This window comes from Pseudogulbenkiania sp. MAI-1 (genome assembly GCF_000527175.1).
In the GTDB taxonomy this organism is placed as follows: Bacteria; Pseudomonadota; Gammaproteobacteria; order Burkholderiales; family Chromobacteriaceae; genus Pseudogulbenkiania.
The window spans coordinates 3,164,870-3,189,679 of the sequence record NZ_AZUR01000001.1 but is presented as its reverse complement, the minus strand read 5'-3'; the positions used below and the strand labels follow the sequence as shown (position 1 = coordinate 3,189,679).

Genomic DNA, 24,810 nt, shown 5'->3' with positions numbered 1-24,810 from the left:
CGGCGGAGCCCCTCTCTCAGGTTGATGACATGTCGGATAGTCTTATCATGAATGCGCCGTTGACGGCCGCCGATGGCGAACCGCTCAAGAAGAAACTGGCGCGCGAGCAACGCCTCAAGCAATTCAAGGCGATCGCTCTGGTCGCGCCGCTGGCGCTGTTTTTGTTGCTGACCTTCATGGTCCCGATCACCTCGCTGCTGTTCCGCAGCGTCGATAACCCGGAAGTCGTCACCGCGCTTCCGCAGACCAGCCAGTTGATCCGTTCCTGGGACCAGCGCGGCCTGCCGTCGGACGCGGTGTTTGCCGCGCTGGCCGGGGATCTGGCCCGCGCCAAGGCGGAGGGTACGCTGGCGGACGCCTCCAAGCGCCTGAACATGGAAATCAGCGGCTACCGTTCGCTGCTGATGCGTACCGCGCGCAAGATGCCCTTGCAACTGGCGCCGGGCGAGTCGGTGCGCGATCACTTCATCCAGATCGACGAGCGCTGGGGCGACCCCGATCACTGGCATGCCATTGCGCGCAACGCCAAGTCGGTGAGTCCGTATTACCTGTACCGTTCGCTCGACCTGCGCGAGACCAAGAGCGGCGTGCCGCAGCTGGCACCGGTCGCCGAGCGTGCCTACCTCAGCATCTTCGGCCGGACCATGTGGATGAGCCTGTGGGTGACGGTGTTCTGCATGCTGCTGGGTTACCCGGTGGCCTACTGGCTCGCCAACCTGCCCAAGCGCCAGAGCAACCTGCTGATGATCCTGGTGCTGCTGCCGTTCTGGACCTCCGTGCTGGTGCGGGTCGCGGCGTGGATCGTGCTCTTGCAGTCCGAGGGGCTGATCAACAGCGGCCTGATGGCGCTGGGTATCGTCGACCATCCGCTGCAGCTGGCGTTCAACCGCGTCGGCGTGTACATCGCGATGGTGCACATCCTGCTGCCGTTCGTGATCTTGCCCTCCTACAGCGTGATGAAGAGCATTCCGCCCTCGTACGTCAAGGCGGCCATTTCGCTGGGTGACCACCCGTTCGCCGCGTTCTGGAAAATCTACTTCCCTCAGACGCTGCCGGGCGTGGCGGCCGGGGCCTTGCTGGTGTTTATCATGTGCCTGGGCTACTACATCACGCCGGCCTTGCTGGGCAGCCCGGAAGACCAGATGGTGAGCTACTACGTCGCCTTCTACACCAACGTCACCATCAACTGGGGCATGGCCGCCGCGCTGGGCAGTCTGCTCCTGGTCGCCACGCTGGCGCTGTACGCGGTGTACAGCAAGCTGGTGGGCACCGATCGTCTGAGCCTGGGGTAAATCATGCTGCCTAACTACGCCTCTCCCGTCGAGAAGCTCTGGTACTGGACATTCCGTCTCTTGTGCGTGCTGGTGCTGGTGTTCCTGATGTCGCCGCTGTTGGCGATCATCCCGCTGTCGTTCTCGGCGGACAGCTTCCTGGTCTATCCGATCAAGTCGTTCTCCTGGCGCTGGTACGCCGAGTTCTTCGGCAACGGCGAATGGATGCACTCGTTGAAGAACAGCTTCATCGTGGCGCCGGCCGCCACGCTGCTGGCGACGGTGCTGGGTACGCTGGCGGCGGTCGGCCTGACCAGCTCGAACTTTCCCGGCAAGTCGCTGCTGATGACGGTGCTGATTTCGCCGATGGTGGTGCCGGTGGTGATCGTCGGGGTCGGCGCCTACCTGTTCTTCTCGCCGCTGGGGCTGACCAACAACTACCTCGGCCTGATCCTGGTGCATGCCGCGCTGGGGGTGCCGTTCGTGGTGATCACGGTGTCGGCGACGCTGAGCGGCTTCAATACCAGCCTGATCCGGGCCAGCGCCAGCCTGGGCGCGAGCCCGCTGCTGACCTTCCGCAAGGTGGTGCTGCCGCTGATCGCGCCGGGGGTGGTGTCGGGCGCGCTGTTCGCCTTCACCACGTCGTTCGACGAGGTGGTGGTGACGCTGTTCCTGGCCGGTCCGGAACAGGTGACGCTGCCGCGCCAGATGTTCAGTGGCATCAAGGAGAACATCAGTCCGGCCATCGCGGCGGCGGCGGCGGTGCTGATCCTGTTCTCCACCGCCTTGCTGCTGACGCTGGAGTGGCTGCGCGGGCGTGCGGAGCGCATCCGCACCGCCAAGGTCTGAGTCGGTTGTCTCAGGATGAACAAAAGCCCGGTTAAACCGGGCTTTTGTCTTTTTGGGGGGGCTCGGGGCGTGTGAAAGAAATCGTCACGAGCTCTCAGTGTCGGCCGCTGCTGCCGAACCCGTTCTCGCCGCGGTGCGAGGCGTCGAAGTCGTCGACGATGTTGAAGCCGACCTGCACCACCGGCACGATCACCATCTGGGCGATGCGTTCCAGCGGCGCCAGCGAGAAGGGGCTGTGACCGCGGTTCCACACCGAGACGAACAGCTGGCCCTGGTAGTCGGAGTCGATCAGCCCGACCAGGTTGCCGAGCACGATGCCGTGCTTGTGGCCGAGGCCGGAGCGCGGCAGGATCATCGCCGCGAGGCCGGGGTCGGCGAGGTGGATGGCCATGCCGGTGGGGATCAGCTGGGTCTCGCCCGGCTTGATTTCCATCGGGGTGTCGATGGCGGCGCGAAGGTCGAGCCCGGCCGAGCCGCTGGTGGCGTAGTCCGGCAGCTTGTCGTGCAGGCGGGGGTCGAGAATCTTGACGTCGATGACGGGTTTCATGCGGGGTCCTTGAAAAAACATGAGGGTTGGCCGACACTTCGGCCAACCCGGATGGGGTAGGGCCTATGCCGCCAGGCACAGTCGCCTGACGGAACGGGCGCTCAGCGTTGCGCCAGCAGCGTGGCCAGGTGCGCGACGATGGCGTGTGCCACCTGCTCCTTGGGCTGGATCGGCAGCGGGTGCGCGCCGGCGTCGTCGAGCAGCACCACCTCGTTGTGGTCGGCGCCCATCGCCTGCTGCGCCAGGTTGGCGACCAAGAGCGGCACCTTCTTGCGCCGGCGCTTGGTTTCGGCGAATTCCAGCAGGTTCTGGCTCTCCGCCGCGAAACCGACGCAGAACGGCGCCGCCGGCAGGCCGGCCACGGTGGCGAGGATATCCGGGTTTTCTTCCAGTTCGATGACCGGCACGCTGTCGCCCTTCTTCAGCTTGTGCTCCGAGCGGTTCTTCACACGGTAGTCGGCCACCGCCGCCACGGCGATGAACACGTCGCTGCGGCCGACCTCCTGCAACACCGCCTGGTGCATCTCGGCGGCGCTCACCACGTCGAGCCGGCGCACGCCGACCGGGCAGGGCAGGCCGGTCGGTCCCGAGACCAGCGTCACCTCGGCACCGGCATCGCGGCAGGCGCGTGCCAGTGCGTAGCCCATCTTGCCGGAGCTCACGTTGGTGATGCCGCGCACCGCGTCGATCGGTTCGAAGGTCGGGCCGGCGGTCAGCAGCACCTGCTTGCCGGCGAGGCGCTTCTCGACGAAGAAGCCTTCCATGCGCTCGGCGATCTCTTCCGGCTCCAGCATGCGGCCGAGGCCGACTTCGCCGCAGGCCTGCTCGCCCGCGGCCGGGCCGAACACCGTCACGCCGTCGGCCACCAGCTGGGCGACGTTGCGCTGGTTGGGCGGGTTGTCCCACATCTGCTTGTTCATCGCCGGGGCGACGATCAGCTGACAGGTACGCGCCGCCGCCAGCGTCGAGATCAGGTCGTCACAGGCGCCGTGCGCCAGCTTGAACAGGCAGTCGGCGCTGGCCGGGGCGATCAGGAACACGTCGGCGCGGCGCGACAGCTCGATGTGCGCCATGGCGTTGTCCGGGCGCGGATCCCACTGGCTGGTGTAGACAGCGTGGCCGGACAGCGCCTGGAAGGTGGTCGGGGTGACGAAGCAGGTGGCCGCTTCGCTCATCACCACGTCGACGCGGTGCCCGGCCTTGACCAGGAGACGGGTCAGCTCGGCCGCCTTGTAGGCGGCGATGCCACCGGTGACGCCCAGAAGAATCCGTTTGGCAGACATGGAAAGCCTTTGTGCAACCTGAAAAAAAGAAAGTTTACCGGAAATTGCCGCTGACGGTGACGGCGCCGCCGCCACGACCGTCCTCCCTATGCTTTCCGCATGGCATTGGGTTTAATGGTGAAAACAGGCTATAGCACAATAAGGAGTCGGTCATGTCGATCTGCGATTGGCCCGCGGCGGAACGTCCCCGGGAAAAGCTGCTGGCGCACGGGGCGGAGCATCTCTCCGATGCCGAGTTGCTGGCCATCTTTCTGCGTACCGGCATCAAGGGCCTGTCGGCGGTCGACATGGCGCGCCGGCTGATGAACGAATTTGGCTCGCTGTCCTGCCTGCTGTCTGCCGATCTGGCCGAGTTCGAGCGCCAGCCCGGCCTGGGAGCGGCCAAGTATGCCCAACTGATGGCGACCAAGGAGCTGGCGCGGCGGGCGTTGGCGGAGGAGATGAAGCTGGCCGATGCGCTGTCCAGCCCGCAGGCGGTGCGCGATTTTCTGCGGCTGTCGATCGGCATGCGCGATGTCGAAGTCTTCGTGGTGATCTTCCTGACGGCACAAAACCGCGTTCTGGCGGTCGAAGAAGTATTTAGCGGCACCTTGAGCGAGACCCGGGTCTATCCGCGCGAGGTGGTGCGCCGGACGCTGGCGCACAATGCGGCCGGCGTCATCGTGGCGCACAATCACCCTTCCGGTGTGGCCGAACCGTCGTCGGCCGACCGGGCGCTGACCGATACCCTCAAGGCGGCGCTGCAACTGGTGGATGTCCGTCTGCTGGACCATTTCGTGATCACGGGGAGCCATGCGGAGTCGTTTGCCGAGCGTGGCTGGCTGTGAGGTGAGCGACAGGTGACGCCCGGTCGTCGACAGTGCGGCCCGGCGCGAGTCGCCTCCGAAGTAGAAGCAACTGTCGAGCTTGCCCCTACATTCTTCGCATCACAAGGAGGTTGCCATGAACATCCTGCGCTTGCTGAATGAATCAGAGTACATCCAGGTGAACAACCAGTTCATCAAGCCCGACTATCAATACGCCTCGGAAGAGTTCGCCGACGACGAGGACATCGCGCTCGCCGCCCAGCTGGACGGCCAGGAGCTGATCCTGACTGTGGCCGAGCTGGAAGAGGCGACCCCGCTGGCCGACGGTGGTTTCTGGCTGGAAGGAGTGGGCTACCTGCGCTTCCTGTCCCGTGAAAGCCTGCATTGAGTCCGTCCGGCCCGTCTGCCTGGCGGGCCGGTAGCGTCCCTTTGGCTCCCGCGTGTTGAGCCGGCCCCGGTTTTATCCGACACTTCCTCTCCTGATCCCTCGTCAACCTGACCTGCCGGCTGTACTGCCGGACAATAACGGGAAAAACCATGCCCAAGATCGTGGTGGTCGGCAGCATCAACATGGACCTGGTATCTCTGTGCGGGCGCTTCCCGGCTCCGGGCGAGACGCTCATCGGCGAGCGCTTCTTCACCTGCCACGGCGGCAAGGGGGCCAACCAGGCGGTGGCGGCCCGCCGGCTCGGCGCCGAGGTGATGCTGGTCGGGCGCGTCGGCGACGACGGCTTCGGCCGTGAACTGCTCGCCGGACTGCGGCAGGAGGGCGTGGATATGCGTCACGTTGCGGTCACGCCGGGGGTCGCCAGCGGCGTCGCCACCATCACCGTCAGCGGCGGGGAGAACGCCATCGTCGTCGTGCCCGGCGCCAACCATGCGCTGAGCCCGGAGGATGTCCGCCGGGCCGAAACCGACATCGCCGCCGCCGACGTGCTGTTGACGCAGCTGGAGATCCCGCTGGAAACGGTGGCGGAAGTCGCCCGCCTGGCCGAGCGGCACGGCGTGCCGCTGATCCTCAACCCGGCGCCGGCGCAAGCCTTGCCGGCAGAGCTGCTGGCGCGGGTTGCCTACCTCACGCCGAATCAGCACGAGCTGGCGCAACTGCTCGGCGCGACGGCGGCGACGGGTCTCGATCAACTCCCGCCGCCCCTCACCGGCAAGGTGGTGCTGACCCAAGGGGCCGAGGGCGCCACGTATGCCGACTCCGCCGGACAGCTGCGGCACCAGCCGGGGCGGGCGGTGGAGGTGGTCGACAGCACCGGGGCCGGCGATACCTTCAACGCTGCGCTGGCGGTGTTCCTGAATCGAGGCATCGAGGCGGCGCTACAGCGCGCGGTGGCCGCCGGGGCGCTGGCGGTGACGCAGCCGGGTGCGCGCGGCGGCATGCCGACCGTGGCGCAGTTGGAGGCTTTCCTGGCCGGCGCCGGGCAACGGTGAAAAAAGTGTGAAACTTGCCGGTGAGAGCCGGTGTCGCCCTTGCCGAGGTCGCCGGCTGTTTCCACAATGGTGCCATCCCGACCCGAGGCGGCGCTGCCGCCGGACGCCTTCATGAAGCTCGGCATCACTTCCAAACTGTTTTTCGCCATCCTGTTCTGCTGCGTGGTAGTGGCGCTGGCCATCGGCGCCGCCAGCCGCCTGAGTTTCAAGCAGGGCTTTCTCGACTACGTCAGCCAGCGCGACGCCCAGCGGCTGGAAACGCTGAAAAGCAGCCTGGTCGAGGCCTACCGCGAAGAGGGCAGCTGGGCCTTCCTGCAGGGCAACGAGCGCTTGTGGCGCCGGATAGTGCGCGCCGAGGCCAGGCTCGAGCGCCCGCCGGGGCGGGCAGACCACCCGCTCGGGCATCATGGTTTTCGTCTGCCCTTGCCGCCGCTGACGCTGCTGGATGAGCAGGGGCGGGTGGTGGCAGGAGCGCCGAATTGGCCGTCTGACGCCACCCGCACCGCCCTGCAACTGGATGGCCGGCCGGTCGGCTGGCTGGTGAGCATGCCGGTCAGCCGCCTGACCAACGCTGCCGACCTGCGTTTCCAGGAGGGACAGCTCAAGGCCGGCTGGCTGTTCGCGGTGCTCGGCGTGCTGCTGGCCGCCGCGGTGGCGATGCTGCTGGCGCGTGTCATGCTGGTGCCGGTCAAGCGCCTGGCGGCGGCGCTGCACCAGCTGGCGGCCGGCGACTACAGCACCCGGGTAGAGGCCAGTTCGCGTGACGAACTGGGACGGCTGGGGGGCGACTTCAACCGCTTGGCGCGCGTGCTGGAAAACAACGAACGGATGCGGCGCCACTTCATGGCGGACATCTCGCACGAACTGCGCACCCCGCTGGCGGTGCTGCGCGGCGAGCTGGAGGCGATGGAGGACGGCGTGCGTACGCCGACGCCGGAGGCGCTCAAGTCGCTGCAGGCCGAGGTTTCCACGCTGAGCAAGCTGGTGGACGACCTGTACGAGCTGTCGCTGGCCGATGTCGGCGCACTGAGCTACCACATGGAGGTGTTCGACCCGCTCGAGGTGCTGCAGCAGGCCTTGGGTGCCTTCGGCGAGCGCCTGCAGAGCCGTGAGATCACGGTGGAGAACCGGATTCCGCCGGCGGCCGGCTGGATGGTCGAAGCCGATCCGCAGCGTTTGCTGCAACTGTTCAACAATCTGCTGGAAAACGCCGTGCGCTACACCGACCCCGGCGGGAAGCTGCGGGTCGGTGTCAACCGCGACGGCGACAGGCTGCGCGTCGACTTCCAGGATTCGGAACCGGCAGTGCCGCCGGAGGCACTGCCGCGATTGTTCGAGCGGCTATACCGTGTGGAGGGCTCGCGCAACCGCGCCAGTGGCGGCGCCGGCCTCGGGCTGGCGCTGTGCCGCAGCATCGTCGAGGCGCACGGCGGCGAGATCGAGGCCCGTCCCTCGCCGCTGGGCGGGCTGTGGATTTCCCTGACATTCCCTTTACGGACACGATGAGAGCATGAACCCCTCTGCCAAGCCCGCCTACGTCCTCGTGGTCGAGGACGAACCCAAACTATCGCGCCTGCTGGCGGACTACCTCGCCGCCGCCGGCTTCGAGGCCGCCTGCCTGGCGGACGGCCTGGCCGTGCTGCCCGAGGTGCGCCATCGCACGCCGGACCTGATCCTGCTCGACCTGATGCTGCCCGGTCGCGACGGTCTCGACATTTGCCGCGAGCTGCGCAGTTTCAGCGACGTGCCGATCGTCATGGTCACCGCCCGGGTCGAGGAGATCGACCGCCTGCTCGGCCTGGAACTGGGGGCCGACGACTACATCTGCAAGCCGTACAGCCCACGTGAGGTGGTGGCGCGGGTCAAGGCCATCCTGCGGCGCAGCCAGCGTCGTGACCAGAGCGCCGCCGATTCCGGGCTGACGATCGACGAGGAGGGCTACCTGGCCTCGTGGCAGGGACGGCGGCTGGAGCTGACCCCGGCCGAGTTCCGCCTGCTGCGCACCCTGGCCTCGGTGCCGGGCCGGGTGTTCTCGCGCGACCAGCTGCTCGATCACCTGTACGCCGATCATCGGGTGGTGACCGACCGCACCGTCGACAGCCACATCAAGAACCTGCGTCGCAAGCTGGACCAGGTCGCGCCGCAGCAGGAGCTGATCCGTTCGGTGTATGGCGTCGGCTACAAGCTGGAGTTGTAAAGACGCGCTAACACTTGCTTCACCATTTCTCCACGCTTCCTCTCCAGTTGCCTGACATTTCCTTTCTAAGCTGTCTCCCATCGGTGGTAACGAACCCATCACCCTTCACAAGGAGATTGCAATGAAACGGAAAATCGGACTGACGCTGCTGATGGCGCTGATCAGCTTCTCGGCGCTGGCCGCCGCGGACAGCGGCGCCGCCAAGGAGCCCCGGCTGGGAGGGCCAACCGCGCGCTTCGCCCAGGCCGATACCAACGGCGACGGCCTGTTGAGCAAGGCGGAGGTGCAGGCGGCGCTGCCGCGCCTGGCCGACGACTTCGACAAGATCGATGCCAATCACGATGGCCAACTCAGCCGCGACGAGCTGTACGGCTTCATGCGCGCGCACTTCCCGCGCCGGCATGGCATGCGCCACCACTTCCAGCAGTGCTTTGCCCAGGCAGACAAGAATGGCGACGGCCAGCTGAGCCTGGAGGAGGCCCGCGCTGGTATGCCGAGGCTGGCCGACGACTTTGCCAAGCTCGATCTGAACCACGACGGCCAGCTCAGCCGCGACGAGCTGCGCCAGGCGATGCGCGAGCGCTTCCGTCACGGCCCGGGACACGAGCACAAGCCGTTCCTGGCCAAACTCGACACCAACAACGACGGCAAGCTGAGCATGGACGAGGCCAAGGCGGCGTTCGAGCGGGCCGACGCCAACAAGGACGGCTTCGTGACCGGGGACGAGCTGCGCGCCGCAGCCGGTCCGCGCGGCTGCGGTCACTGAGCTGGCGGTGTGCCAGGATGAATGAACTTGGCTTGATGTGGCTCAAGAAAGGGGGGCAGGGATTATTTTACAGTAACGGCCTGCATGATCTTGGCATGACCACGGAGGGGCATAATGAAGAAAATCACGCTGGGAGTGATCGGGGCTGGCGAGACCGGGACGCCGTTGTTGCAGCAGTTGCTGAGCGCTCCCTTTGTCGAGGTGGTAGGGGTGGCGGACCTCAACCTGGACCTGCCCGGCATCGCCCTGGCGCGTCGACATGGCGTGCCGGTCACCCACAATTTCATCGAGATCGCCGAGCAGGGCAGCCGCGTCGACATCATCATCGACATGACCGGCTCGCGTAAGGTGCGCGACGATTTGCGGCGCTTCATGCAGTTTTCCGGCAATCAGCACACGGTTATCGTGCACGAGCGAGTGGCTTTGCTGATGCTGTCGTTGTGCGCGGGGGAGTACGTCGAGACCCGCCACGGCGAGCAGGCCTACTGAGCGAGGGCCATCCGCCCGGACGAGGGCGCGAATTTGCAGGAACGAGAGCTTGGCCGGGAGATCGAACGATCCCCGGTCTTTTTTTGCTCAGCCGAAGCCGCGTCGCCATCCGGCACGGCCAGCGTTTCCGTATCAGAAGCTGGCCAGCCGGAAATGATGGCGCAGCATGCCCTTGAAGCGCTTGACCACGCCCAGCGCGTCCTTCAGCAAGTCCCGCTCCATCGTCGAGAGGCGCGCCGGGCTGATCAGGTTGCCGGCCGGACGGCCTTCGGCCAGGGCCGTGAGACCCTGGCTCAGGCGCAGCTGGAACAGGAAGGAGAGCGCCTCGGCCGTGTCGTTGGCCAGCTCCCGGTCGAGCCGGCCAATTTCGACCAGGCGCGCCAGCCGCTCGAAGGTGTTGCGCTCCTGCAGGCCGTACTGCAGCGCCAGCGCGCGCGCGCCGTGCACGATGGGGAAGATGCCGCCCTTTTTCAGGTCGAGCATGGCTTGGCCGTCCTTTTCCTTGGTCAGCAACTGGGAGAACAGCCCCAGCGGGGTGTTGAACTGTTCGATGGCGCGGGCAAAGCGGTGATAGAAGCTGTCATCGTCGCGCAGCAGCTGCTGCAGGTAGTCGTGGCAGCGTTCGAGCAGGATGGCGTCGCCGGCCACGGCCTCGGCATCGACGAAGATGGCGAGATTCAGCTGCGCATCGTTTTCCGGCAGGTAGACCCAGTGGTAGAGGCGGTCGCGCATGGCGGCCTCGGACAGGCGCCAGTCCGGGTTGTTCACCATGATGCGGCCGGGGCAGGGCGGGTAGCCGAAGCGGGCCAGCGCCTCGGAGAAGGCCTGGCAGGCGCGGTCCAGCTCCAGGCTGGTGTAGCCGTCGCGCAGGATCAGGGCGTTGTCCTGGTCGGTCTTGAGGACCTGTTCGCCGCGTCCCTCCGACCCCATGACCAAGAGACAGCTGTTGGCGATCAGCTCGGGCGGGGCGAGCAGGCGCCAGGCGCGTTCGAACAGCCGCGCGTTCAGCGTCTGCACCAGCCGCCCCAGCTGGACGGCCTTGACGCCGTGGCCGGTCAGAATCTCCACCAGCCGGGTGATCTGCGCGGCGATGTCGGCCAGCTCGTCGAGCGAGCCGGCCCGCTCCAGACGCTGGGCGATCAGGTGCGAGTGGTTGGAGAAATAGGACAGCAGGTCGACCTGTTCCAGGATGCCGACCGGGCTGCCGCCCTCGGTGACCACCACGCGCTGGATGTTCTTCTGCGTCATGGTCAACAGGGCGTTGAACAGGTAGTCGTCGATATCGCAGCAGATCAGGTCGAAGCGGCACAGCGTCCCCAGCGCCGTGTCGGACCGGGTGCCGTCGATGATCAGGTCGCGAAAGTCGCTGGCGGTGAAGATGCCGACGCGCCGGCCGTGGCGCACCAGGATCGACTTGGCCTTGTGCTGCTTCATCAGCCGGGCGGCGTCCAGCACACTGTCCTCGCTGTCGAGGAACAGCGGCTTCTTCGCGTAGACGTCGCGTACCCGCGCGGTGAGCAGCGTCTGCCATTCGCGGTTGCCACCGCGTTCGGCCAGGGCGCCGAATTTCTGCGATATGCTGGCGTAGAAGAACGCGCCGAAGCGCGCGTTCAGTTCGGTGAGCGCCAGCACCGCGGTGCGCGGCAGCGCGTAGACCAGCGCCTCCTCGTGGACGACGAAACGGTGAGCGGTGTGTCCGGCCACCAGGGCGCGGGCGTCGAAGGTGTCGCGTTCGCGGTAGACGGCGATGACTTCGTCGCCGGCCATCTCGCGCACCAGGCCCTTGATCATCACGAACAGCGTGTCGACCGGGGTGCCCGGTTCCATGATCAGTTCTTCGTCGCCGTAGAACACGATGTCGGCAGCGGCTTCCAACGTGTCCCGCTCGCTACTGGTGAGACTGTCGAAAGGCGGGTGGGTGAAGTCGAAACGGCTCATGCTGGCTCCGCGGTCAGGGCGCTGGCTGCGGCCAGCGTGCCGTCCTGTTTGTCCACATTCATGGCAGGGCTATAGCAACAGCATAACGCCTTGTCGCGGTCACGTGTTGGTTACGCGGCGGCGCGTGACACGCGAGGGGCGAGGGCACGCCGGGCGTCACGTGGCCGCCACGTGGTGGGCCGTCGTCGTCAGCAGCGGTGCGCCGTCGCGGAACAGCACCAGCTGACCCGGCGCCAGCGGTGTCCAGTGCTCGTTGTCGGTCAGCGGCAGGGTGGCGATGATCGCCACGCGGTCGCGCGGGGTGGTGACGGTGGAGAAGTCGACCGTCACGTCGTCGTCCACCAGGTGGGCGGTGGGAAACGGCGCTTGGCGCACGATGTAGTGCAGCTTGGTGGAACAATGGACGAACAGCATCTCGCCGTTGCTCAGCATGAAGTTGAACACGCCCTTGGCATGGAGTTCTGCGGCCAACCGGGCCACTTCGGCAAACAGCTCTTCCAGCGCCGGCGGCTGGCACCATTTCTGGCGCAAGGATTCCAGGATGTAGCAGAAGGCTCGTTCCGAGTCGGTGCTGCCCACCGGGTTGTAGTAGCAGCCGGGGGGCGTAGTGAAGTTCTCCAGGTTGCCGTTGTGGGCGAAAATCCAGTACTGACCCCACATCTCGCGCATGAAGGGGTGGGTGTTGGCCAGGCTGATCACGCCCTGGGTCGCCTTGCGGATGTGGGCGATGACGTTTTCCGACTTGATCGGATACTGGCGTACCAGCGCCGCCACCGGGGATTCGACCGAGGGCTTGTCGTCCAGGAACAGCCGGCAGCCCTTGCCCTCGAAAAAGGCGATGCCCCAGCCGTCGGCATGATGGTCGGTCAGGCCGCCGCGGCGGTGAAAGCCCTCGAACGAGAAGATGATGTCGGTGGGGGTATTGCAATTCATCCCCAACAGCTGGCACATGGCGGTCGATCCGAATTAAGCGTTGATTGCGGTGTCTGACCCTTGCGGGACGGTGTAACAAGATGGAAGTCATTGTTTCATGTTAGGCCGCGCCACACCAGACGCTGGGTTAAGCGGGCGGCATGGCGGTTTTCGACCCTGCCAGGCGGGATGGCGTGGCCTGGCTAGGGGAGGAAACCGGAGGGCATTCCGCCATCGACCCTCGTGGTCCGCCCGGCAGCGCGGTTTTGTCCCGCCCTGCGCCGCTGGAGAGCACCGGTGGCCTTGCGTTTTGTGAGAAAATCCCCATTTGTGCTGTTTTCCCGGAAAAGACGCAAACATGACGACGATCGTGGTGGTAAAAAAGGGCACGCAGATCGCCATTGCGGCCGACAGTCAGACCACCTTCGGCGACGACCAGAAACTGCTCGCCGGCTACGACCCGCATCACAACAAGATCTTCCGCCAGGGCGACAGCTATCTGGCGATCGCCGGTTCGGCGGCGCACGACCTGGTGCTGCAGAGCGTGCTCAAGGGGGTCCACAACAAGGATTTCAGCTCGCGCCAGGGGCTGTTCGATACCTTCCGCAAGCTGCACCCCAAGCTCAAGGAGCAGTTCTTCCTTCGCCCGGAGGAAGAGGAGGACGACCCGTACGAGTCGAGCCAGATGATGGTGGTGGTGGCCAACGTGCACGGCATCTTCGGCGTCTACCCGATGCGCGAGGTGTATGAATTCTCGCGCTTCTGGGCCATCGGCTCGGGGCGCAAGTTCGCCATGGGCGCCATGTACGTGGCCTACGACCAGGACCTGAGCGCCGAACAGATCGCCCGCATCGGCATCGCGGCCGGCTGCGAATTCGACGTCAGCTCCTCGCTGCCGATGACTCTTTACACGATTGATACGGCCGGACACGCGGCCAAGGACGGAACCGCATGACCCAACACGATACCCTGCAACGCTTCCTGTTCGACGGCGCCCCGGTGCGCGGCGCGCTGGTGCGGCTCGACGGCGCCTGGCAGCAGGTGCTGGCACGCCGCCGTTACCCGCTGCCGGTGCGCACCGTGTTGGGCGAAATGATGGCCGCCGCGGTGCTCCTGGCCGCCAACCTCAAGTTCGACGGCACGCTGATCCTGCAGATGCACGGCACCGGCCCGCTGCGGCTGGCCGTGGTCGAATGCAACAACGACCGCACCGTGCGCGCCACCGCCAAGTTCGACGAGGCGCTCGACGAGCGGCTGACGCTCGCCCAGATGCTGGGCGAGGGTGGCAAGTTCGTGCTGACGCTGGAACCGCGCGTCGACAAGGCGCAGACCTGGCAGGGCATCGTGGCGCTCGAGGGCGACAGCGTCGGGCAGATGCTGGAAAACTACATGCGCCGCTCCGAGCAGCTCGACACCCGCCTGATCCTGGCCGCCAGCGACGCCACCGCCGCCGGCCTGCTGCTGCAGCGGCTGCCGGATGGCCATGGCGACGCCGAAGGCTGGCCGCACGTGCTGACCCTGGCCGAGACCCTGCAGCGCGAGGAACTGCTGACGCTGTCGGCCGACGACATCCTGTATCGCCTCTACCACGAGGAAGCGGTACGCGTGTTCGACGCCGAATCGGTGTCGTTCGCCTGTACCTGCAGCCGCGAGCGCGTCGGCGGCATGCTCAAGATGCTGGGCGGCCAGGAGGTGGGCGAAGTGATGCTGGAACAGGGCAGCGTCGAAATCGCCTGCGATTTCTGCAACCAGCACTATGTCTTCGACGAGGACGACGTCAACGCCCTGTTCGAATACGACGTGATGGCGGCGGTGCGCGAAGCGCGCCACTGAGCCGTCACCGCCTCCACCCGGTCGCCGAGGGAGTGTGGCCGGGCGCGGGGCGGATGTGCCCTGATTTACCGGCTTTTGCCGTTTTACGGCGCCCGCCCCGGGCCGGCGCCGCGAGGAGTATCCATGATTCCAGCCAGTCGTCTGGCCGCCTATCTCAAGGAACAATCGCTGTCGCTCGACAAGGTGGAGCTCCAGATCGCCGCGTTGACGCTGGGCGCCGTGCTGAGCGTCGACAAGCCGGCGCCGCGCACCGACCTGTTCCGTTACCCGGTGCCGCTCTTGAGCGACGACGGCGCCTGCTCGCTGGTCGACGAGCTCGCCGCCGAGCCCTACGACCTGTCGCCGCTGTTCGGCGGCGAAAGCGCCGAGGCCCGCGCCTCGCTCACCGATCTCAATGCCTTGGTCGATTCGACCAACAGCCGGGTCGGCGCCGACTGGCTCGGCATCTACTGCGCGATCGGCAGCAAGGAGCAGGCCCGCCTCGTCAAGCTGGCCTATCGTGGCGCCCCCAGCCGGGCCGAGTTCCCGCTGACCGAGTGTTTCGCCGCCGGCAGCAACAACAGCCGGGTCGGCCTGACCGGCTGGGGCGTGGTGATCGACGATGTTGCCGCGTGGCGCGACATGGGGGGCAGCTACTACGAATGCGATCCCAAGGTAAAGAGCGAGGTCTGCCTGCCGGTGCTGGACGAAGAGGGGCGGGTGCTCGGCATCATCGATGCCGAATCGGCCGAGGCCGGCTTCTTCACGCCGGAGCGCCAGGTGTGGCTGGCGGCGCTGGCGCTGGTGCTGGCCGCCCCGCTCGCCGCGCTGCCGCTTGTTGAAGAAAATTGATTAGATCGATTAAAACCTTTTACTTTCTCTTGTAGAGTGGGCGGAGTAGCATCCCACCATCTGGAGAAGGATCCTGGCCTGTCGCGCCCCCGCGCCCGGGCCTGCCGGCGGGCTCAGCCATGGGTGAGGCGACCGGTTTTTGATGCGGAGTAACCATGTCGATTGAAGCAAGCGCACCGCCCCGCCTGGCGGCGGTTGCGCACGTGGCGAGTTGTCGCCTGCCCACGCCGTGGGGCGAATTCACCATGCACGGCTTCGAGGAAGTGGCGGGCACGCGCGAGCATGTGGCGTTGACCATGGGCGACATCGCCGACGGCCAGCCGGTACTGGCGCGCCTGCATTCGGAATGCCTGACCGGCGACGGCCTGTTTTCGCTGCGCTGCGACTGCGGTTTCCAGCTGGAGGCGGCACTGGAGGCCATCGCCCGCGAAGGCCGCGGCGCGCTGCTCTACCTGCGTCAGGAAGGGCGCGGCATCGGCCTGATCAACAAGATTCGCGCCTACCGGCTGCAGGATGGCGGGGCCGATACCGTGGAAGCCAACGAGCAACTGGGGTTTCCGGCCGACATGCGCGACTTCGGCATCGCTCGCGACATGCTCGATGAGTTGGGCATCGACCGGGTGCGCCTGATGACCAACAACCCGCGCAAGCTGCAGACGCTGCGCGACACCGGCATTGAAATCATCGAGCGGGTGCCGCTGATGGTCGGTCGCAACCCTCACAACGACGGTTATCTGGATACCAAGGCCGCCAAGCTGGGACACCTGTTCCACGGACTCTGAGCCGGCTTGCCCGATGTAGAGACAGGGCCGCGCCTGGATGGCGCGGCCCTGTCTTTTTTGTCTGGTCTCCCGTACTGGTGGGCTATGTTTCAAAAGGGAAGGGCGACCGACAAACGATTGAGAACACGTCGGGATAGGGGCAGTCCAAGGGGAAGTGGCAAGGGAGGACGCGACATGAAGGTCACCCCGAAGATGAGCGTGCATTTTGATGTGCCGCATGGTGCTCGTGAGCAGGACGTCTACCTGCCGCCGCGCCCCGGCGGGGCGAGTGTGGCGGCCATGCCGCCGGAGGCCTTCAGCCAGGCCGTCGCGGAGTACCGGCAATGGGCGCACTACCTGGACGAACTGGCGCAACGGGCCAGGCAGGGCCAGGACGAGGAGGCGCGCGCGCTGGCGCGGGGCAAGCTCAAGTTCCTGCGCCGGCGGGTGGAACTGCTGCGGGAAGAGGCGTTGCTGTCGGCGGTGCGGGATCGCCTGCCCCTCGTCCAGGCGCTCTATCGGCTGACGGAAGAGTTGGAGCAGGTGGTGATGGAGCTGACCGGACGGGTGGTGACGGCGGTGGACGAATGGCCGCTGCCTTACCGGCTCTACAGCCGGGGCCGGCAGGCGATGGCGGATGGCACGGCGACGCCGGCTGCGCAGGAAAGCCAGCCTGCCGCCCCTGCGGTGGAGCGTCGGGCCGCGGCGCGCAAGGAAGGCAACCGTCTGGCCGAGGAGGAACGGCAGGACGTGGGCTATATCGTCGCCGGCGTACGTTTCATTCATGCCCTGGTCCAGGGCTGGCACGGTGTGGAGCAGGCGGCCGGCATCGGCGATATCGAGCAGAGTCTGCTGCGGATCGAGCAGTTGGCCGCCTGAGGAATGGGCCGGAAAGCAAAAAACCGACGTCGATGACGTCGGTTTTTTGTCTTGGTGGAGGTAAGCGGGATCGAACCGCTGACCTCTTGCATGCCATGCAAGCGCTCTCCCAGCTGAGCTATACCCCCAAAATGGCGTCCCCACGGGGATTCGAACCCCGGTTACCGCCGTGAAAGGGCGATGTCCTAGGCCTCTAGACGATGGGGACAGGAAATCGTGGTGGAGGTAAGCGGGATCGAACCGCTGACCTCTTGCATGCCATGCAAGCGCTCTCCCAGCTGAGCTATACCCCCACTGAACAACCTGTCTCGTTCTGCTTGAAGCATCGCGAGAGAAACGAACTATACCGATAGACTTTTGGCGCGTCAAGCGACAAGTGAATATTTTTTGCCGGACGACTCGCCGCGCCGTGTGTCCGATCGGCTGGGACCTGGCCCCAGACTGAGTTGTCAGCCGTCCTTCCGTGGCCCCCGGTTCTCCAGTATCTCGATCACCTCCTCGTCGCTGACCTGAGGGAAGTGCTCGTAAAACTGCCCGACTGCGCCGAAGTTGAGCGGCGCCTCCAGGCATACCATCTCGTCGGCATAGGCAGAGACCTGTTCCAGGGTGTCCGGTGGCGCCACGGGTACTGCGCAGACCAGCTTCTTGGGGTGTTTCATGCGAATCGCACGCAGTGCGGTGATCATGGTCGCGCCGGTGGCCAAGCCATCATCGACGACGATCACCACCCGCCCGGCCGGGTCGGCCGAGGGGGCGATGCCGGTATAGCGCTGGCGGCGCTGGCGCAACAGTTCGAGCTGGGTCTCTTTTTCCCGTTCGATGTAGTCGGCGGAGGCTCCGGCCAGCCTGGCGACCTCGGAAATGTAGGTCCAGCCGGACTCGTCGATCGCGCCGATCGCTAGCTCGGGCTGGAACGGCGCGCCCAGTTTGCGCACCAGCACCACGTCCAGTTCGCCCTCCAACGCCTCGGCAATCACGTCGGCCATCGGGACGGCTCCTCGAGGAATGGCCAGGATTAAAGGGTTCTGGCCGCGGTAGCCGGCCAGTTGCGAGGCGAGCCGTGTCGCTGCCTGCTCTCGATCACTAAACCGCATGATGATCTCCATCGTCGAGGCTAGAGCGCGATCCTCAGGCGGCTGTGGCGTGGGAATGGCGCCTTTGGGGACAACCGGGCGGCACCGGTCGGTCGTGGCGAGGGGGCTGGGAGCGTCGAACCAGACACCGCCATCGTCATTCAACATAGACCGTTTTACGGTGCTCGGCGTTCCATCCGCCGCACCACGAACGGCTGGTGATGCTGCAATATGCCTGAACTGTTTCATGAGCCGTGATGGCAAACGTGATAATTGTCAATGCTGATTGCATCAGCATGGATTATGCTTCAAGTGGGCAGGGACGTCGGAGCTGATCGTCCATATCACTGAAATATCGCCGAAATAGGATATGTTTGTTGATGAAATCGCCCTTTGGCCATTTTTTATTGCCGTTTTTCATCGCATGACGTTGTGCTTGCCCAGGTTTGCCAAGGGATGGTGTGGGTGCAGTTGGCAGCAAATTGTCAAAAGCCATAGAATGACTTCGTCATCGTTTGTGCCGCAAGTTGTGCTGACAAGAACCGGCTAAGGGGCGTTTGGGGAGGTTCCGGTTGCTGTCGCCCGGCTTAGTGCGTCAATCGCCCATAAGGGGGGTTCATGCTTGCCATTCCTGGCCTCAGGATTCACGAAAAGCTGTATGACAGCCCGAGCACCCTCGTCTATCGTGCCCGCCGGGAAGAGGATGGCAGTCCCGTCATCTTGAAAATCCTGAAGGAGGATTTTCCCCATCCGGCGGAAATCACTCGCTACAAGCGGGAGTATGAGATCACCCACCGCCTCGACCTGAAGCAGGTGATCCATTCGTACCAGCTCGAGTACCTGCGGAATACGCCGCTCATTGTGCTCGAGGACATCGGCGGAATCTCGTTGCAGCAGCTGATGGCGTCCCGCGACCTGCCATTGAATGAGCGTCTGGAACTGGCCATCGCCATCGCCGAAGGCCTGGCCGAAATCCATGCGGCGCATATCATCCACAAGGACATTTCGCCGTTCAACATCGTCGTCAACCCCGAGACCGGCGAGCTCAAGATCATCGATTTCGGCATCTCCTCGGTGCTGTCGCGGGAAAACCCGTCGTTGCGCAATCCGGAGGTATTGGAGGGTACCCTGGCCTATCTCTCCCCGGAGCAGACCGGGCGCATGAATCGGGCGGTCGATTTCCGCAGCGACTTCTATTCCTTCGGGGCGACGCTGTACGAACTCTTCACCGGCGAGCCGCCCTTTACCGGCAGTGACCCCCTTGAGCTGGTCCACCGCCACCTGACCCAGGCTCCCGTACCGATGCATGAGCTCGATGCGCGGATTCCCCCGGCGCTGTCGGCCATCGTGGCCAAGCTGCTGGCCAAGACCGCGGAGGAGCGCTACCAGAGCGCCTGGGGGATCAAGGCCGATCTGGAAACCTGCCTCGACGAATGGCGCCGCCATGGCCGGATCGAGTCGTTTCCGTTGGCGCGGCAGGATGTTCCCAGCCATTTCCAGCTGCCGCAAAAGCTATACGGCCGCGAGCAGGAGGTCGCCCTGCTGCTGGAGGCGTTCGAGGGCGTCAGCAAGGGGGCGCGGCAACTGGTGCTGGTCGGCGGCTATTCGGGCATCGGCAAGACCTGCCTGGTGCGGGAGCTGTTCAAGCCGCTGACCAAGTCGCGTGGTTACCTGATCAGCGGCAAGTTCGACCAGTTCCAGCGCAACATTCCTTACAGCGCCCTGGTGAACGCCTGTCAGGAACTGGTCAGGCAACTGCTGACCGAGAACGAGGCCCGGCTCCAGCACTGGCGGGCCGAGCTGGCGGCGGCGCTGGGGCGCAACGGCCAGCTCATTGTCGACGTGATACCCGAGGCCGGCCTGATTCTCGGTCCCCAGCCCGCCGTGCCGGAGCTGCCGCCCCGTGAGGCGCGCAACCGGTTCAACCTGGTGTTCCAGGCGTTCATCCGGGTGTTCTATCGGGAGGAGCATCCGCTGGTGATCTTTCTGGACGACCTGCAGTGGGCCGACGCGGCGACCCTCAGTCTGCTGGAGGCGCTGCTGGGCGACGAGGGCGCGCGTTATCTGCTGCTGATCGGCGCCTATCGCGACAATGAGGTCGGCTCAGGCCATCCGCTGGCGCTGGCGCTCAACAGCCTGGGCCGGCAGGGAGCCCCGATCCGCCACATCATGTTGTCGCCGATGACGCTGGCCCACACCACGCGGCTCGTCGCCGACACGCTGTATCGCGATGAGGCGAGCGTGCTGCCGCTCGCCCGTCTGGTACAGGGCAAGACCGGCGGCAATCCCTTCTTCCTCGGCCAGTTCCTCACCATGCTGTACCAGGAAGGACTGATCCGTTTCGGTGTCGGCGATGGCGAGAGCAGTCGACCATGCTGGCAGTGGGACATGGAGCGCATCGCCGAGGCCAACTTCACCGACAACGTCGTCGACCTGATGATCGGCAAGCTCAGGAAGCTGCCGGTGCCGACCATCGAGGTGCTGCGCCTGGCCGCCTGCCTGGGGGACCACTTCGATCTCCCCTCGCTGGCGATCATCTCGGAGCAGGCGGTGCTGCCGACGTATCAGCAGCTGTTCCCGGCGATTGCGGAGGGCATGGTGCTGCCGGCCTCGAGCCTGGAGCTGCTGGAGGCTGGGCGGGCCGATGCGCCGCTGATCCATTTTCATTGCCGGTTTCTGCACGACCGGGTCCAGCAGGCCGCCTACGCCCTGATCGAGGAGGAACTGCGGCCCGTCCTGCACCTCAAGATCGGACGCTTGCTGCTGGCCAGCGCCGGCGAGATGGAACTGGCCCAGAAGTTGTTCGAGCTGGTCGATCACCTGAATCTGGGAAGGGCGCTGATCACCTCGTCCGAGGAGAGGATCGAACTGGCCCGGCTCAACCTGGAAGCGGCGCGCAAGGCGCGGCTCTCGGCGGCCTACGACGCCGCCCGGAGCTATCTGCAGCTCGCCATGAGCGTTTTCAGCGGCGATTGGGAGCGTCACTATGCGCTGACCCTGGCGTTGCACAAGGAGAGCGCCGAGGCCGAGTACCTGAACGGCAACTATGAGCGGGCCGAGTGGCTGATCAACGAGGTGTGGGAGCAGGCGCAATTGCTGGACCGGGCCGGGGTGTACGCGCAGCTCGTGACCCAGCGCACCATGCTGGGCAAGAACGAGGACGCGATCATGGCCGCGGCCAAGGCGCTGCAGCTGTTGGGCATGGGGTTTCCCGCGGAGGACGACCTGGCCGGTGCCCTCGAGCGGGAGCTGGCCGACATCGAGCAGGGCTTGCAGGGGCGGCCGGTCGAGTCGTTGCTCGACCTGCCGGCGATGCAGGAGCCCACCATCCAGGTGGCGATGAAGGTGCTGATGACGGTGCACACCACGGTCTATTTCGCCAATCGCTATCAGCTGTATTGCTGGGTGCTGGCCAGGATGACCTCGCTGTCGATCCGTTACGGCAACGTGCCGGAGTCGGCCAAGGGCTACGCCAGCTTCGGCAATACCCTGGCGGCCAACCTGGGGCGTTACCGGAGCGGTTACGAGTTCGGCATGCTGGGTCTGCGCCTGGCCGAGAAATACGGCGATCAAAGCCTGAAGTGCAAGGCCAGCCTGATTCTCAGCATGTTTCTCAACCACTGGATCCGCCCGCTCGGCGAGAGCGAGCATTTCGACGAGGAAGGCCAGCGAGCCGGCATGGAGTCGGGCGAGTTCCAGTTCGTCGGCTACCTCCTGTTCTACGGACGGACGCTCCGGCAGTTCCATCATGGGGAGAACCTCGTTCAGCTCGCTCCCGAACTGGACGGGTACCTGGCGTTCACGCGCAAGGTCAAACATCATCTGTCGACCGACAACCTGCTGGGCGCCCGTCAGATCGTCGCCGTGCTGGCCGGGGAGCCGTCCGACGTGGTGTCGTTCGACAGCGACGAGCTGGATGAGGCGGCTTACCTTGCGCAGTGCCGTGAGAATGGCAGCATGGCCGCGATCTGCTTCTATCAGACGGTCAAGGCCTTCACGCTTTACCTGTTGGGCGAGCCCGCGGCGGCCCTGCCGTGCATCGAGCAGGCCGGGGAGCTGCTCGGCTACGTCAAAGGGGGGCTGACGCAGGCCGAGCACAATTTCTACCATTCGCTGATCCTGGCGGCTTTGTCCGGTCAGGCGGACGACCCGCCGGCACTGTGGGCGCAGCTGGAAGCCAATCAGCGCCAGATGCTGGTGTGGGCCGAGCATGCGCCGGCCAACTTCCTGCACAAGCATCTGCTGGTGGCCGCCGAGATGGCCCGTCTTGCCGGGCGGCCGGTCGAGGCCATGGAGTTCTACGATCAGGCCATCGAGGCTGCCGGTTCCCAGGGTTTCATGCAGTACGAGGCGTTGGCCAACGAACTGGCCGCCAGGTTCTGGCTGGGGCGCGGCAAGCCGGACTTTGCCGTGCGCTACCTGAACCGGGCTCGCCTCGGCTACCGGGCCTGGGGGGTGAAACGCAAGGAGGCGGCGTTGCAGCAGGCCTACCCGCAGCTGATTGCCGAACTGTCCTATGCCCCCGAGGCGACGCACATCACGACAGAAGGGCCATGGACGGAAAGCGTCGGCGCCTTGCGCTACAGCCAATATGTCAAGCTGACCGGCTATAATCCCGGCAGTCAGCTCGACCTGGCCGCCGTCTTGAAGGCGTCCCAGGCCATTTCCGGGGAGATCGTCCTCGAGAAGCTGCTGGACCGCCTCCTGCGGGTGGTGATAGAGAACGCCGGCGCGCAGCGCGGCAGTCTGATCTTGCGGCGGAATGGCTGTTGGCTGGTGGCGGCGTCCATCTCCGTCTCCGAGGTCCAGGCAATGCTGTTTCTCGATACGGCCTGCGCGGTCGAGGCCTCGACCGAGGTAGCGGCGCAGATCGTCCAATACGTCGTCCGGACCCAGCAGAGCGTGGTGCTGCGCGATGCGGCCACGGAAGGCATGTTTACCCGTGATCCGTATGTCCTGGAGAGGCGGCTCAAGTCGGTCCTGTGCCAGCCCATTCTGCATCAGGGGGACTTGATCGGGGTCCTGTACCTGGAGAACGGCCAGGCGCCCGGCGTGTTTTCTCCCGACCGCGTCGAACTGTTGGGGATGCTGTCCTCGCAGGTGGCGATCTCGCTTCAGAATGCCTTGCTCTATGCCAGTCTGAGCACCGAGATTGCCGAGCATACGCGGGCGGAAGAAGAGCTCAGGGTGGCCGAAGCCAAGTACCGTGACATCTTCGACAACGCCACCGAGGGGATTTTCCGTACCCGCGGCGACGGGCAGCTGCTGATGGCGAACCCTTCGATGGCCAGGATACTCGGCTATGACTCCCCGGACGAACTGATCCGGCATTGCCGCGAAAGGCTGAGCGGGCACTTCGTCCAGACCGAGTCGATGGAGGAGCTGCTGAGGCTGATCCGTCGCCAGGATGCCATACGCAATTTCGAATTCCGCGGCCGCCGCACCGATGCCTCCGAAGTCGAACTCTCGCTCAGCGCCCATGCGATCCGCGATGCCAGCGGCGCGGTGCAGTACTACGAGGGCATGCTGCAGGACATCTCCGAGCGCAAGCGGCTCGAAGCCCAGCTGCACCACCAGGCCACCCACGATGCCTTGACCAGCCTGCCCAACCGGAATGTCCTGCTGGAGCGGCTGTCGCAAGCCATCGCGTATGCAAAGCGTCATGGCGAACAGTGCGCGGTGTGCTTCATCGACCTGGACCGTTTCAAGTGGATCAACGACAGCTTCGGCCACGATGTCGGCGACGAGCTGCTGAAAATCGTGGCGCAGCGCATGTCGGCCTGCCTGCGTGAGTCGGATATGATCGCGCGCATCGGCGGCGACGAATTCATCCTCCTGTTGCAGAAACTCGGCGATGCGGCGAGCGTGTCGCACATCGTTGAGCGGGTGGCGGCGTGCCTTACCGAACCGCTGCTGCTGGCCGGCCGCTCTCTCACCATTACCTGCAGCATGGGGTATAGCGTTTACCCGACCGACGGCAAGAGCGCGACCGAACTGCTGCGCTTCGCCGACATGGCGATGTTCCATGCCAAGGAGCGGGGACGCAACAACGCCCAGCCCTACCGCCAGGAGCTGAGCCAGCGGATCAGCGAAAAGGTGAAGATGGAGGCCGAGCTGCGTCACGCCATCGACCGCCAGCAGCTCGTTCTGCACTACCAGCCGCAGATCGATCTGCAGACGGGCGCGGTGGTCGGGGTGGAGGCCCTGTTGCGCTGGGAGCATCCCGAACAGGGATTGATCCTGCCATCCCGTTTCATCCCGCTGGCCGAGGAAACCCGCCTGATCGAACCGATCGGCGAGTGGGTCATCCGTCAGGCCTGCTGGCAGGGCAAAGCCTGGCAGGAAGCCGGGCTGCCGCCCATCCCGATGTCGGTCAACCTGTCCGTGGTGCAGTTGCAGGGGCTGGGACTGGAGAAGATGGTGGCGCAATCGCTGGCGGACTCCGGGCTCGACCCGCACTGCCTGGAACTGGAACTGACCGAGAGCGCGTCGATGAGCGATCCGGAAAAGAACATCCGGTTGATGCACCGCCTGAAAGAGCTGGGCATCGGTTTGTCGATCGACGATTTCGGCATCGCGTATTCCAATATGTACTATTTGAAGAGTTTCCCCGTGGACAAGCTGAAGCTCGACGGTTCGTTCGTCCGGGAAATCACCAGCGATGTGCGCAATCTGGCGATCGTCGACGCCATTACCGTGATGGCGCACCGGCTGGGGCTGAAGGTGATCGCCGAAATGGCCGAGACGGCAGAGCAGGTGGCGCTGCTAAAATCGCACGATTGCGATCAGATCCAGGGGCATTACTTCAGCCCGGCATTACCTGCCGACGCCTGCGCCCAATTGCTGCGGGCCGGACCGATGCGGCTGCCGGAGGCGGGGGTGTCTGTCGAGAGCGGGTAAGGTTCGGCGTGGGGAAAAGCGGAGGCCGCCCTTGT

The 24,810-nt window shown here is 65.3% G+C and carries 21 protein-coding genes and 3 tRNA genes; 15 read left to right on the top strand and 9 right to left on the bottom strand.

The window, feature by feature from the left end; all coding sequences use genetic code 11:
• The first annotated feature begins 29 nt into the window (after nt 1–29).
• Together PSEMAI1_RS0114855 and PSEMAI1_RS0114850 are read left to right on the top strand one after the other, a co-directional pair.
• Nucleotides 30–1,292: an ABC transporter permease gene (locus PSEMAI1_RS0114855; RefSeq protein ID WP_156943154.1), complete on the top strand. Its 1,263-nt coding sequence runs from the start codon at nt 30–32 to the stop codon at nt 1,290–1,292.
• 3 nt (nt 1,293–1,295) lie between these two features.
• On the top strand, nt 1,296–2,120 hold the full coding sequence (locus tag PSEMAI1_RS0114850) for an ABC transporter permease (RefSeq protein WP_024303638.1): 825 nt from the start codon (nt 1,296–1,298) through the stop codon (nt 2,118–2,120).
• A gap of 94 nt (nt 2,121–2,214) precedes the next feature.
• Here PSEMAI1_RS0114850 and dut read toward each other — a convergent pair whose 3' ends face one another.
• Both dut and coaBC read right to left on the bottom strand, forming a co-directional pair.
• Nucleotides 2,215–2,667 carry a dUTP diphosphatase gene (dut, locus tag PSEMAI1_RS0114845; protein ID WP_024303637.1) on the bottom strand — a complete coding sequence of 151 codons (453 nt, stop codon included), beginning with the start codon at nt 2,665–2,667 and terminating at the stop codon, nt 2,215–2,217.
• Between the two features lie 101 nt (nt 2,668–2,768).
• Nucleotides 2,769–3,950 carry a bifunctional phosphopantothenoylcysteine decarboxylase/phosphopantothenate--cysteine ligase CoaBC gene (coaBC, locus tag PSEMAI1_RS0114840; RefSeq protein ID WP_024303636.1) on the bottom strand — a complete coding sequence of 394 codons (1,182 nt, stop codon included), beginning with the start codon at nt 3,948–3,950 and terminating at the stop codon, nt 2,769–2,771.
• 152 nt (nt 3,951–4,102) lie between these two features.
• Between coaBC and radC the strand changes: the two genes are divergently transcribed.
• From radC to PSEMAI1_RS0114805, 7 genes are all read left to right on the top strand, one after another.
• Nucleotides 4,103–4,777 (top strand): DNA repair protein RadC, encoded by a 675-nt coding sequence (radC, locus tag PSEMAI1_RS0114835; RefSeq protein ID WP_024303635.1) that lies wholly within the window; start codon nt 4,103–4,105, stop codon nt 4,775–4,777.
• A gap of 115 nt (nt 4,778–4,892) precedes the next feature.
• Nucleotides 4,893–5,144, top strand: coding sequence for a hypothetical protein (locus PSEMAI1_RS0114830; protein ID WP_024303634.1), 252 nt, complete (start codon nt 4,893–4,895; stop codon nt 5,142–5,144).
• A gap of 149 nt (nt 5,145–5,293) precedes the next feature.
• On the top strand, nt 5,294–6,196 hold the full coding sequence (gene rbsK / locus PSEMAI1_RS0114825; RefSeq protein WP_024303633.1) for a ribokinase: 903 nt from the start codon (nt 5,294–5,296) through the stop codon (nt 6,194–6,196).
• A gap of 66 nt (nt 6,197–6,262) precedes the next feature.
• Complete coding sequence (baeS, locus tag PSEMAI1_RS0114820) at nt 6,263–7,702, top strand: sensor histidine kinase efflux regulator BaeS (RefSeq protein ID WP_232219927.1); 1,440 nt, start codon at nt 6,263–6,265, stop codon at nt 7,700–7,702.
• Nucleotides 7,703–7,706: 4 nt separating this feature from the next.
• Nucleotides 7,707–8,393, top strand: coding sequence for a two-component system response regulator BaeR (gene baeR, locus PSEMAI1_RS0114815; RefSeq protein ID WP_024303631.1), 687 nt, complete (start codon nt 7,707–7,709; stop codon nt 8,391–8,393).
• Between the two features lie 121 nt (nt 8,394–8,514).
• A complete protein-coding gene (locus PSEMAI1_RS0114810) occupies nt 8,515–9,159 on the top strand; it encodes an EF-hand domain-containing protein (RefSeq protein WP_024303630.1) in 645 nt (214 codons plus the stop codon).
• A gap of 114 nt (nt 9,160–9,273) precedes the next feature.
• Nucleotides 9,274–9,648 carry an oxidoreductase gene (locus tag PSEMAI1_RS0114805; protein WP_024303629.1) on the top strand — a complete coding sequence of 125 codons (375 nt, stop codon included), beginning with the start codon at nt 9,274–9,276 and terminating at the stop codon, nt 9,646–9,648.
• A 132-nt stretch (nt 9,649–9,780) separates the two neighbouring features.
• Here PSEMAI1_RS0114805 and PSEMAI1_RS0114800 read toward each other — a convergent pair whose 3' ends face one another.
• Together PSEMAI1_RS0114800 and PSEMAI1_RS0114795 are read right to left on the bottom strand one after the other, a co-directional pair.
• Nucleotides 9,781–11,586, bottom strand: coding sequence for a putative nucleotidyltransferase substrate binding domain-containing protein (locus PSEMAI1_RS0114800; protein WP_024303628.1), 1,806 nt, complete (start codon nt 11,584–11,586; stop codon nt 9,781–9,783).
• Between the two features lie 156 nt (nt 11,587–11,742).
• Complete coding sequence (locus PSEMAI1_RS0114795; protein WP_024303627.1) at nt 11,743–12,537, bottom strand: class II glutamine amidotransferase; 795 nt, start codon at nt 12,535–12,537, stop codon at nt 11,743–11,745.
• A 319-nt stretch (nt 12,538–12,856) separates the two neighbouring features.
• Here PSEMAI1_RS0114795 and PSEMAI1_RS0114790 point away from each other — a divergent pair, with 319 nt between their 5' ends.
• The 5 genes from PSEMAI1_RS0114790 (at nt 12,857) to PSEMAI1_RS0114770 (ending at nt 16,802) form a co-directional block, all read left to right on the top strand.
• Nucleotides 12,857–13,453, top strand: a complete 597-nt coding sequence (locus PSEMAI1_RS0114790; RefSeq protein WP_024303626.1) for an MFS transporter — start codon at nt 12,857–12,859, stop codon at nt 13,451–13,453.
• A complete protein-coding gene (gene hslO / locus PSEMAI1_RS0114785) occupies nt 13,450–14,331 on the top strand; it encodes an Hsp33 family molecular chaperone HslO (RefSeq protein WP_024303625.1) in 882 nt (293 codons plus the stop codon). The genes PSEMAI1_RS0114790 and hslO overlap by 4 nt, the downstream gene beginning before the upstream one ends.
• Before the next feature lie 123 nt (nt 14,332–14,454).
• Nucleotides 14,455–15,162 (top strand): GAF domain-containing protein, encoded by a 708-nt coding sequence (locus tag PSEMAI1_RS0114780; RefSeq protein ID WP_024303624.1) that lies wholly within the window; start codon nt 14,455–14,457, stop codon nt 15,160–15,162.
• A 155-nt stretch (nt 15,163–15,317) separates the two neighbouring features.
• Nucleotides 15,318–15,944, top strand: coding sequence for a GTP cyclohydrolase II (gene ribA, locus PSEMAI1_RS0114775; RefSeq protein WP_024303623.1), 627 nt, complete (start codon nt 15,318–15,320; stop codon nt 15,942–15,944).
• A gap of 210 nt (nt 15,945–16,154) precedes the next feature.
• On the top strand, nt 16,155–16,802 hold the full coding sequence (locus PSEMAI1_RS0114770) for a hypothetical protein (protein ID WP_232219926.1): 648 nt from the start codon (nt 16,155–16,157) through the stop codon (nt 16,800–16,802).
• Nucleotides 16,803–16,854: 52 nt separating this feature from the next.
• Here PSEMAI1_RS0114770 and PSEMAI1_RS0114765 read toward each other — a convergent pair.
• The 5 genes from PSEMAI1_RS0114765 to PSEMAI1_RS21860 all read right to left on the bottom strand — a co-directional run bounded on the left by PSEMAI1_RS0114765 (nt 16,855) and on the right by PSEMAI1_RS21860 (nt 18,173).
• Nucleotides 16,855–16,930, bottom strand: a tRNA-Ala gene (locus PSEMAI1_RS0114765).
• A gap of 4 nt (nt 16,931–16,934) precedes the next feature.
• Nucleotides 16,935–17,010, bottom strand: a tRNA-Glu gene (locus PSEMAI1_RS0114760).
• Nucleotides 17,011–17,019: 9 nt separating this feature from the next.
• Nucleotides 17,020–17,095 (bottom strand) — tRNA-Ala (locus PSEMAI1_RS0114755).
• 156 nt (nt 17,096–17,251) lie between these two features.
• Nucleotides 17,252–17,896 (bottom strand): phosphoribosyltransferase, encoded by a 645-nt coding sequence (locus PSEMAI1_RS0114750; RefSeq protein ID WP_024303621.1) that lies wholly within the window; start codon nt 17,894–17,896, stop codon nt 17,252–17,254.
• A gap of 136 nt (nt 17,897–18,032) precedes the next feature.
• Complete coding sequence (locus PSEMAI1_RS21860) at nt 18,033–18,173, bottom strand: hypothetical protein (protein ID WP_156943153.1); 141 nt, start codon at nt 18,171–18,173, stop codon at nt 18,033–18,035.
• A gap of 320 nt (nt 18,174–18,493) precedes the next feature.
• Here PSEMAI1_RS21860 and PSEMAI1_RS20685 point away from each other — a divergent pair, with 320 nt between their 5' ends.
• On the top strand, nt 18,494–24,775 hold the full coding sequence (locus tag PSEMAI1_RS20685; protein WP_024303620.1) for an EAL domain-containing protein: 6,282 nt from the start codon (nt 18,494–18,496) through the stop codon (nt 24,773–24,775).
• The last annotated feature ends 35 nt before the right edge of the window (nt 24,776–24,810 follow it).

Coding starts and splice junctions, on each gene's coding strand:
- radC (WP_024303635.1), top strand. CDS start 4,103: ATGTCGATCTGCGATTGGCCCGCGGCGGAACGTCCCCGGGAAAAGCTG.
- hslO (WP_024303625.1), top strand. CDS start 13,450: ATGACCCAACACGATACCCTGCAACGCTTCCTGTTCGACGGCGCCCCG.
- PSEMAI1_RS0114750 (WP_024303621.1), bottom strand. CDS start 17,896: ATGCGGTTTAGTGATCGAGAGCAGGCAGCGACACGGCTCGCCTCGCAA.
- baeR (WP_024303631.1), top strand. CDS start 7,707: ATGAACCCCTCTGCCAAGCCCGCCTACGTCCTCGTGGTCGAGGACGAA.
- PSEMAI1_RS0114795 (WP_024303627.1), bottom strand. CDS start 12,537: ATGTGCCAGCTGTTGGGGATGAATTGCAATACCCCCACCGACATCATC.
- PSEMAI1_RS0114805 (WP_024303629.1), top strand. CDS start 9,274: ATGAAGAAAATCACGCTGGGAGTGATCGGGGCTGGCGAGACCGGGACG.
- rbsK (WP_024303633.1), top strand. CDS start 5,294: ATGCCCAAGATCGTGGTGGTCGGCAGCATCAACATGGACCTGGTATCT.
- PSEMAI1_RS0114780 (WP_024303624.1), top strand. CDS start 14,455: ATGATTCCAGCCAGTCGTCTGGCCGCCTATCTCAAGGAACAATCGCTG.
- dut (WP_024303637.1), bottom strand. CDS start 2,667: ATGAAACCCGTCATCGACGTCAAGATTCTCGACCCCCGCCTGCACGAC.
- PSEMAI1_RS0114810 (WP_024303630.1), top strand. CDS start 8,515: ATGAAACGGAAAATCGGACTGACGCTGCTGATGGCGCTGATCAGCTTC.
- coaBC (WP_024303636.1), bottom strand. CDS start 3,950: ATGTCTGCCAAACGGATTCTTCTGGGCGTCACCGGTGGCATCGCCGCC.
- PSEMAI1_RS0114790 (WP_024303626.1), top strand. CDS start 12,857: ATGACGACGATCGTGGTGGTAAAAAAGGGCACGCAGATCGCCATTGCG.
- PSEMAI1_RS0114855 (WP_156943154.1), top strand. CDS start 30: ATGTCGGATAGTCTTATCATGAATGCGCCGTTGACGGCCGCCGATGGC.
- PSEMAI1_RS0114850 (WP_024303638.1), top strand. CDS start 1,296: ATGCTGCCTAACTACGCCTCTCCCGTCGAGAAGCTCTGGTACTGGACA.
- PSEMAI1_RS20685 (WP_024303620.1), top strand. CDS start 18,494: ATGCTTGCCATTCCTGGCCTCAGGATTCACGAAAAGCTGTATGACAGC.
- ribA (WP_024303623.1), top strand. CDS start 15,318: ATGTCGATTGAAGCAAGCGCACCGCCCCGCCTGGCGGCGGTTGCGCAC.
- baeS (WP_232219927.1), top strand. CDS start 6,263: ATGGTGCCATCCCGACCCGAGGCGGCGCTGCCGCCGGACGCCTTCATG.
- PSEMAI1_RS0114830 (WP_024303634.1), top strand. CDS start 4,893: ATGAACATCCTGCGCTTGCTGAATGAATCAGAGTACATCCAGGTGAAC.
- PSEMAI1_RS0114800 (WP_024303628.1), bottom strand. CDS start 11,586: ATGAGCCGTTTCGACTTCACCCACCCGCCTTTCGACAGTCTCACCAGT.
- PSEMAI1_RS21860 (WP_156943153.1), bottom strand. CDS start 18,173: ATGCTGATGCAATCAGCATTGACAATTATCACGTTTGCCATCACGGCT.